Source organism: Micromonospora sp. NPDC051296, assembly GCF_040682255.1.
GTDB lineage: Bacteria > Actinomycetota > Actinomycetes > Mycobacteriales > Micromonosporaceae > Micromonospora > Micromonospora craterilacus.
This window is the reverse complement of the sequence record NZ_JBFBAO010000626.1, coordinates 1-1,835: the sequence shown is the minus strand read 5'-3', so window position 1 is coordinate 1,835 and position 1,835 is coordinate 1. Positions and strand designations below refer to the sequence as shown.

Genomic DNA, 1,835 nt, shown 5'->3' with positions numbered 1-1,835 from the left:
CCGGTGACCATCCGGCAGCTGTCCCGGTTCCAGACGCCGAAGGAGGCCGAGCAGGCCCTGGCCATGGTCGCCGACGGCACCGCCGACATCGTGATCGGCACCCACCGGCTGCTGGCGGCGGCCACCCGGTTCAAGTCCCTCGGGCTGGTCATCGTCGACGAGGAGCAGCGCTTCGGCGTCGAGCACAAGGAACACCTGAAGTCGATGCGGGCCGCGGTCGACGTGCTGAGCATGTCGGCCACCCCGATCCCGCGGACCCTGGAGATGGCGATCACCGGGATCCGGGAGATGTCCACCATCGCCACCCCGCCGGAGGAGCGGCACCCGGTGCTCACCGCCGTCGGGGCGCACGACGACCGGCAGGTGGCCGCCGCGATCCACCGCGAGTTGCTCCGCGACGGGCAGGTCTTCTACCTGCACAACCGGGTCGAGTCGATCGAGCGGGCGGCGCGGCGGCTGCGCGAGCTGGTGCCCGAGGCCCGGGTCGCGGTGGCGCACGGCCAGATGAGCGAGGACGCCCTGGAGAAGGTCATGGTCGGCTTCTGGGAGAAGGAGTTCGACGTCCTGGTCTGCACCACGATCGTGGAGTCCGGCATCGACATCCCGAACGCCAACACCCTGATCGTGGAGCGGGCCGACCTGCTCGGCCTGGCCCAGCTGCACCAGATCCGGGGCCGGGTGGGCCGGGGCCGGGAGCGGGCGTACGCGTACTTCCTGTACCCGCCGGACAAACCGCTCACCGAACACGCCCACGAGCGGCTGGCCACCATCGCCCAGCACACCGAGTTGGGCGCCGGCATGTACGTGGCGATGAAGGACCTGGAAATCCGGGGCGCGGGCAACCTGCTCGGCGGCGAGCAGTCCGGGCACATCGAGGGGGTCGGGTTCGACCTGTACGTCCGGATGGTCGGCGAGGCGGTGCAGGCGTTCAAGGGCGAGCGGCCGGAGGAGGAGACCGACGTAAAGATCGACCTGCCGGTGGACGCACACCTGCCGCACGACTACGTCGGCGTGGAGCGGCTGCGCCTGGAGATGTACCGCAAGCTGGCCGAGGCCCGCGACGACGAGCGGCTGCGCGAGGTGGCCGCCGAGATGACCGACCGGTACGGCGAACCGCCCGCCCCGGTGCAGAACCTGATCGCGGTGGCCCGGTTCCGGCTGTTGGCCCGCCGCTACGGCCTGACCGACGTCAGCATGCAGGGCAAGCACCTCCGTTTCGGCCCACTGCCGCTGCCGGACTCCAAGCAGCTGCGGCTCAAGCGCTACCACCCGGACTCGGTCTACAAGGCGGCGCTCGACCAGGTCAGCGTGCCCCGGCCGAGCACCCGCCGGGTGGGCGGCGAGCCACTGCGCGATCAGGCCCTGCTGGAGTGGTGCGCCCAACTCCTGTCCGACGTCCTCGGCGCACCTGCCGAGCCCACCGCCGCCGTCCGTTGAGCCCGGCACCCAAACCCGTACCAGGCAGGATGACGGGTGGGGGGTCACGGGCGGATGTTGGGGACATGAGAGAGTGACCCGCATGCGTGCTCGCCGTCTTGTCGCCGCCGCCAGCGTCGCGGCCCTCGGTGTCCTCTCCCTTGCCGCCTGTGGGAAGTCCTCGCCGGACGTCGCCGCGTACGTCGGTGACACCACCTACTCGGTGAGTCGGGTGGACGCGATCTACGAGGATGCCCAGGCGAAGTTCGGCGAGGCGGTCCGCAGTGAGGCGGCCCAGGCCGGCGTCGCCCCGTCGCCGGAGCACCTCCAGGCCGCCGTGACCCGGCAGGACGTGGTCAACCTGCTGGTCAGCCTCGAGCTGGGCAAGCGGGTCGTGGCGGAGAAGAACCTGCAGGTGC

Annotated in this window: 1 protein-coding gene and 1 pseudogene; both read left to right on the top strand. The window is 71.1% G+C overall.

Features of this window, described 5'->3' with window-relative positions:
- The coding region (locus AB0M52_RS33640; RefSeq protein ID WP_363961892.1) for a TRCF domain-containing protein at nt 1–1,437 on the top strand (1,437 nt) is incomplete at its 5' end.
- A gap of 82 nt (nt 1,438–1,519) precedes the next feature.
- Nucleotides 1,520–1,835, top strand: a pseudogene (locus AB0M52_RS33635) (hypothetical protein); the annotation flags it as partial.